This is a genomic window from Propionivibrio sp. (assembly GCF_049316945.1).
In the GTDB taxonomy this organism is placed as follows: Bacteria; Pseudomonadota; Gammaproteobacteria; order Burkholderiales; family Rhodocyclaceae; genus Propionivibrio.
This window is the reverse complement of record NZ_JBMOJE010000200.1, coordinates 1-6289: the sequence shown is the minus strand read 5'-3', so window position 1 is coordinate 6289 and position 6289 is coordinate 1. Positions and strand designations below refer to the sequence as shown.

The window sequence follows — 6289 nt, the reverse complement described above, 5'->3', positions numbered from 1 at the left end:
TCAAGCAACACAAAGAAAATGACCTGATCGAGTTTAGAGGCGCACCCAAAACTGGCGGCTATTACTGCAAAAATACATGAAATCAGCCTCTAGTCACTGCCCAATAGGGGTAAGTAACTACGAAAATAATAGCGGGAATCAAGTCGCACCGCGCATGCAAGCGATACAATTCGCTAAAACGTGGCCTGAAATTTCCAAGGACAAATTCAACTACACCAAGTGGCGTCGTCGTGGCTTGTATCAAATCAGAATCGACCAAATTGCCGCGGCTGCCAACCAGATAGCCAAGCCCGCGACACCAACGAAATGCAATGGCGCATGCGGCAACAAGACGAACCCGAAGACCTCGTCATTGCCACCGGAGTGCAATACAGGGTGCGCTAGTTCGTCTAGTTTGCCGCAACCGAACTCAGCATCACCCTACGCTTGCTCTTGTAGGAGCCCAGTTTCACTGGGCGATTAAAGCGCCACAATCAACATAATTTCAAAATATGATTATTTAGACATGACCCAAAAAACCGCACTAATAACCGGCATCACCGGCCAGGATGGTTTCTACCTGGCTGAGTTCCTGCTCGAAAAAGGCTACATCGTCCACGGCATCAAGCGCCGCGCCAGTTCATTCAGCACCCATCTAGACCCGCACAACCAGAATGCCTATTTCAAACTGCATTACGGCGACCTCACCGACACCAGCAACCTCGTGCGCATCGTGCAGGAAACCCAGTCGGTCGAAATCTACAACCTCGGCACCCAGTCCCTCGTCTGCTTAGCTTTGATCAAGCCCACAATCGCCCAGCAAATTTGACCAACTACTATTCGCTCAAATCTACATGGCAGGCTACCGTGGCGGGGTTTTTTTCGCTATGATATGCGCCCTATCCATCATGGAGAGAGATCGGTCGGTTGATCTGGACACACCGCTCGACTGGAAATTTGCAGAGTTGCTTTTGAAAGAGTCATTGTGAAGAAAAAGAAAATTCTTGTCACCGGTGCCGACGGCTTCATCGGTTCCCACCTGACCGAAGCCCTAGTACGTGCGGGTTACGATGTTCGTGCGTTCGTACTTTACAACTCGTTCAATTCCTGGGGTTGGCTCGACCGCTGCGGTGCTGACGTCAAGGGCAAATTCGAAGTGTTTGCTGGCGACGTGCGTGACCCTAACGGCGTGCGTACCGCCATGAAAGACTGCGACGCAGTGCTGCACCTCGCGGCCCTAATTGCCATCCCCTATTCGTACCACTCGCCCGACACCTACGTCGACACCAACATCAAAGGCACGCTGAACATCGTCCAAGCAGCACGCGATCTTGGCGTGAACAAGGTGGTGCAGACATCAACGAGCGAGGTGTACGGCACGGCGCGCTTCGTGCCGATAACCGAAGATCATCCTCTGCAAGGCCAATCGCCATATTCGGCAAGCAAGATTGGTGCAGATCAAATTGCCATGTCGTTTTATTCATCGTTTGGTACACCAGTTACGCTACTGCGGCCCTTTAACACCTACGGCCCGCGCCAGTCCGCCCGTGCCGTGATTCCAACCATCATCACTCAGATTGCCCATGGTCAACGTCAGATCAAACTCGGAGCGGTATCGCCTACACGTGACTTCAACTACGTGGCAGATACAGTTGCTGGCTTTATCGCCGCCTTGGAATCGGACCGAGGCACTGGAGAGGTCATCAACCTTGGCAGCAACTTCGAAATATCGATCGGCGACACCGCTCACGCCATCGCAGAGGCCATGGGCACAACCATAGAAATCATTACAGACGAACAGCGTTTGCGCCCTGAGAAAAGTGAAGTTGAACGTCTGTGGGCATCCAACACTAAAGCACGAGAACTGCTCGGCTGGCAACCCCAATACGGTAGCCGTGAGGGATTCTTGCGCGGCTTGACCGAGACCATTGCCTGGTTCCGAGAACCCGCCAATCTGTCAGCTTACAAAGCGGACATCTACAATCTATGAGCCACGTGGATAGGCAATGCAATCTACCCCAGGAAATCGTTCAAGCCATTTCGTCTGTGGTGGGCAACGGGCCGCTCGCCCTGCACGAGCCGCGCTTTCACGGGAACGAATGGATTTACCTGAAGGAATGCCTTGATTCAACCTTCGTATCCTCCGTGGGTAAGTTTGTTGATCGTTTCGAGGATGAACTGGCCGCGTTCACCGGAGCCAAGCGTGCGGTCGCAGTTGTCAACGGCACCGCAGCGCTGCACGTATCGCTACTCTTGGCTGGTGTTGAGGTAGGGGACGAAGTTCTGTTGCCCGCGTTGACCTTTATCGCCACCGCCAATGCCGTGGCCTATTGTCAGGCAACTCCCCATTTTGTTGACAGCGAAATGAACTCGCTTGGGATGGACGCTCACGCTTTGCGTGTGTACCTCTCAACCATGGCCGAGATGCGCGGCGGCCACTGTGTCAACCGAAGTACCGGGCGGGTGATCCGCGCAATGGTGCCCATGCACACCTTCGGGCATCCTGTTGATATTGAAGCGCTGCTCGCCGTAGCGCACGATTTCCGACTGCAATTGATTGAAGATGCGGCTGAATCCCTGGGTAGCACTGTGGGTGGTCGTCACACCGGCACCTTTGGCCTGATGGGCACTTTGAGTTTTAACGGTAACAAGACCATCACGACCGGCGGTGGCGGTGCCATCCTCACCAATGATGTCGAACTGGGCAAACGCGCCAAGCACATCACCACCACCGCCAAACTGCCGCATCGCTGGAACTTTGTGCATGACGAAGTGGGTTACAACTACCGGTTGCCAAACCTGAATGCCGCTTTGGGCTGTGCGCAGCTTGAGCAACTCCCCGGTTTCTTGATTGATAAGCGCCGCTTGTTCGTCGCTTATCAATCAAGCTTTGTCAACGTCGATGGCGTTCGCCTTGTCGCCGAGCCTGCGGGATGCCACAGCAACTACTGGCTGCAGACACTGTTGCTCGACGAATCATTCGCCGGCCAGCGCGATGCCATACTGACCGCAACCAACGATGCCGGATTGATGACACGCCCGGTCTGGGCTTTGATGCCCCAGCTATCGATGTACAAAAACACACCGAAAGCGCCTTTGCCTGTGGCCGAATCTTTGGAGCGGCGATTGATTAATATTCCAAGCAGTTCGGGCCTGCTTCCCATCGCCCCATGAGCAAACCCAGTCTGATTCTTATCGGCGCCGGTGGCCACGCTCATTCGTGTATCGACGTCATAGAGCAGAACGGCTGTTACCAGATTGCCGGGCTGGTCGGCATGCCTGAAGAAATGCACAAACAACACCTTGGATATGAGGTTATAGCCACGGACGATGATCTGCCGGAACTTGCCAAAAAGCACCCATACGCCTTGATCACCATGGGGCAAATACAGACCCCTGACCATCGCATCCGGCTCTATCATCGGGCCATTAAGCTGGGATTTCAATTGCCGGCCATCATAGCGCCCAAGGCTCACGTCTCGCCTCACGCTTTTATTGGCGCAGGCTCCATGGTGATGCACGGGGCCATTATCAATGCTGGCGCCAGGGTAGGCTGCAATTGCATCATCAACACGCGCGCGCTGCTTGAGCACGACGTTGTGGTGGCAGACCACTGCCATATCTCTACTGGCGCCATCCTGAATGGCGACGTAAAAATTGGAACGGGTAGCTTTGTTGGCAGCGGTAGCATCATTAAGGAAGGTCTTACGCTTGGGCAACGCTGCGTGATGGGTATGGGTCTCTCGGTGCGCCACAACCAGGCGGAAAACGCCCAATTTTCAGGTCACAACAAATCATGACCCACCGAACACTCATTATTGCTGAAGCCGGAGTTAACCATAATGGCGACCTCAGTTTGGCCAAGCAGTTAATCGATGTAGCGGCTGAGGCTGGCGTGGACCTAGTCAAGTTCCAGACCTTTAACGCCGACCGCTTAGTCACGCGCACTGCCAAAAAAGCCGATTACCAAGCTCAAACCACGGGCACTGAAGAAACTCAACACGCAATGCTTCGTAGGCTAGAGCTTACTGAAGACATGCACCGGGAGCTTATTTCCCACTGTGGTACGCGAAACATCGGTTTTTTCTCAACCGGGTTTGATATTGAGAGTATCGATTTGTTGCTGAGTCTTGGGCAGGGTTATTTCAAGATTCCCTCTGGCGAAATAACCAACTTGCCGTACCTGCGCCATATCGGCCAACTTGGAAAAAACGTCATTCTTTCCAGTGGTATGGCAACGCTGGGCGATATAGAAGCCGCTATTGACGTGCTCGAGAAGGCAGGCACAGCACGAGCACTTGTAACCGTACTTCACTGCACCACCGAATATCCGACGCCCATGAACGAAGTTAACCTGCGTGCCATGCAGAGCATTCACGCCGCCATTGGCGTAGCAGTCGGTTACTCCGATCACACACAAGGCATAGAAGTGGCGATTGCCGCCGTGGCCATGGGCGCGACCGTGATCGAAAAGCACTTCACGCTGGACCGCGACCTTCCCGGCCCAGACCACCAAGCCAGCCTGGAACCCGCAGAACTCAAAGCCATGGTGGCAGCGATTCGCAATATAGAAGTGGCGATGGGTGATGGCATCAAACGGCTCACCCCAAGCGAAATCAGGAACAAGCCAGTTGCCCGCAAATCGCTGGTAGCCAGCCACGCTATTAAAGCGGGTGAGTTATTCAGTGCGCAGAATATCACCACCAAGCGCCCCGGCACGGGTATCTCCCCCATGCGCTGGGATGAAATCATGGGCCGCACGGCGCCACGCGATATTGAGGCAGACGAGCTGATCAAACTATGACACGTAAGATTTGCGTCATCACTGGCACCCGCGCCGAATACGGTTTGATGCGCTGGGTCATGCAAGGTATCAAGGATGATCCTGCGCTAACGTTACAGATCATCGCCACAGGCATGCACCTGTCGCCTGAATTTGGTCTCACTTATCGTGAGATCGAGAAAGATGGTTTCCAGATCGACCGCAAGGTTGAAATGCTGACCAGTTCTGACACTCCCGTGGGCATCGCCAAATCCATGGGTTTGGGTTTAATCGGTTTTGCTGATGCGTTAAATGAATTGCAGCCCGATCTGATTGTGGTGCTGGGTGACAGGTTTGAGATTTTTTCAGCAGTGTCCGCTGCATTGGTTGCCCGCATACCGGTGGCCCACTTGCATGGCGGCGAGACTACGGAAGGTGCTTTTGATGAAGCGCTTCGGCATTCTATTACCAAAATGTCACATTTGCATTTTGTGGCGGCTGAGCCATATCGTCAGCGCGTCATTCAATTGGGTGAGCAACCTGATCACGTCTTTTTGGTTGGTGGTCTAGGCATTGATAATATCAAGCGTTTGCAACTGCTAGATAGAACTGCATTAGAGACCTCGCTTGATTTTAAACTCGGTGTTAAAAACCTGCTAATTACCTTTCACCCGGTAACGCTAGAAACAGCAACAGCTGCAAACCAAATGCAAGAGTTGCTGGCAGCTTTAGCCCAGCTAAAAGATACGCAGCTTATTTTTACCTTGCCCAATGCCGATACCGATGGCCGTACTCTCATTGAAATGGTGCAAAAATTTGTTGCCGAGCACACAAATGCGCGGGCCTATACCTCGCTAGGTCAATTGCGTTATCTCTCGTGCATTGCTCAGGTGGATGGTGTTGTGGGTAACTCGTCTAGTGGTTTGGCAGAAGTACCTAGCTTTAAAAAAGGCACAATTAATATCGGTGACCGGCAACGTGGACGCTTACAAGCGGACAGCGTTATTAACAGTGAACCAACGCGAGAGAGCATCGCTAGTGCTTTAACGCAGCTTTATTCAGCTGACTTTCAAGCTCGCTTGCATAAAGTGACTAATCCTTATGGTGAAGGTGGTGCCAGTGCAAAAGTGGTCAACACGCTTAAGCACTATCCACTAGAAGGCATCATTAAAAAAACTTTTTATGATTTACCCATTAATAGTAATAGCGGAACTAACTAAGTGAACTCCTCGGAACAACTCTGGCATCAGGCAATATTACCCTTCGATGCGACCATTGGCCAAGCCATTCACAACTTGAATGAAGTGTCAGTCAAAATTGTTTTGGTGGCAAATGCGGCTGGAGTGCTAGAAGGCACAATTTCCGATGGTGATATAAGGAGAGGGTTGCTCAAGGGGCTTGATCTCAATAGCCCACTTACAAGCATCATTCATCACAATGCATTGGTTGTGCCGCCTGATTTGGGCCGTGAATTGGTAATGCAGTTGATGGTTGCCAACAAGATTCAGCAGATTCCTGTGGTGGATGAGCAGCATCATATTGTTGGTT

7 protein-coding genes are annotated in these 6289 nt (G+C 52.4%); all 7 read left to right on the top strand.

Going from position 1 to position 6289, the window contains the following annotated elements; translation table 11 throughout:
* The first annotated feature begins 505 nt into the window (after positions 1-505).
* Positions 506-808, top strand: a complete 303-nt coding sequence (locus ACOYNV_RS25095) for a GDP-mannose 4,6-dehydratase (protein WP_422902542.1) — start codon at positions 506-508, stop codon at positions 806-808.
* A 156-nt stretch (positions 809-964) separates the two neighbouring features.
* On the top strand, positions 965-1969 hold the full coding sequence (locus tag ACOYNV_RS25090; protein WP_422902541.1) for an NAD-dependent 4,6-dehydratase LegB: 1005 nt from the start codon (positions 965-967) through the stop codon (positions 1967-1969).
* The gene (locus ACOYNV_RS25085; protein ID WP_422902540.1) at positions 1966-3153 is read left to right on the top strand and encodes a LegC family aminotransferase; all 1188 of its coding nucleotides are present in this window, start codon (positions 1966-1968) and stop codon (positions 3151-3153) included. Before ACOYNV_RS25090 ends, ACOYNV_RS25085 begins: the two co-directional genes overlap by 4 nt.
* Complete coding sequence (locus tag ACOYNV_RS25080; RefSeq protein ID WP_422902539.1) at positions 3150-3779, top strand: acetyltransferase; 630 nt, start codon at positions 3150-3152, stop codon at positions 3777-3779. The genes ACOYNV_RS25085 and ACOYNV_RS25080 overlap by 4 nt, the downstream gene beginning before the upstream one ends.
* Complete coding sequence (neuB, locus tag ACOYNV_RS25075; protein ID WP_422902538.1) at positions 3776-4783, top strand: N-acetylneuraminate synthase; 1008 nt, start codon at positions 3776-3778, stop codon at positions 4781-4783. Before ACOYNV_RS25080 ends, neuB begins: the two co-directional genes overlap by 4 nt.
* The gene (gene neuC, locus ACOYNV_RS25070; RefSeq protein ID WP_422902537.1) at positions 4780-5961 is read left to right on the top strand and encodes a UDP-N-acetylglucosamine 2-epimerase; all 1182 of its coding nucleotides are present in this window, start codon (positions 4780-4782) and stop codon (positions 5959-5961) included. The genes neuB and neuC overlap by 4 nt, the downstream gene beginning before the upstream one ends.
* The coding region (locus ACOYNV_RS25065; protein WP_422902536.1) for a CBS domain-containing protein at positions 5962-6289 on the top strand (328 nt) is incomplete at its 3' end.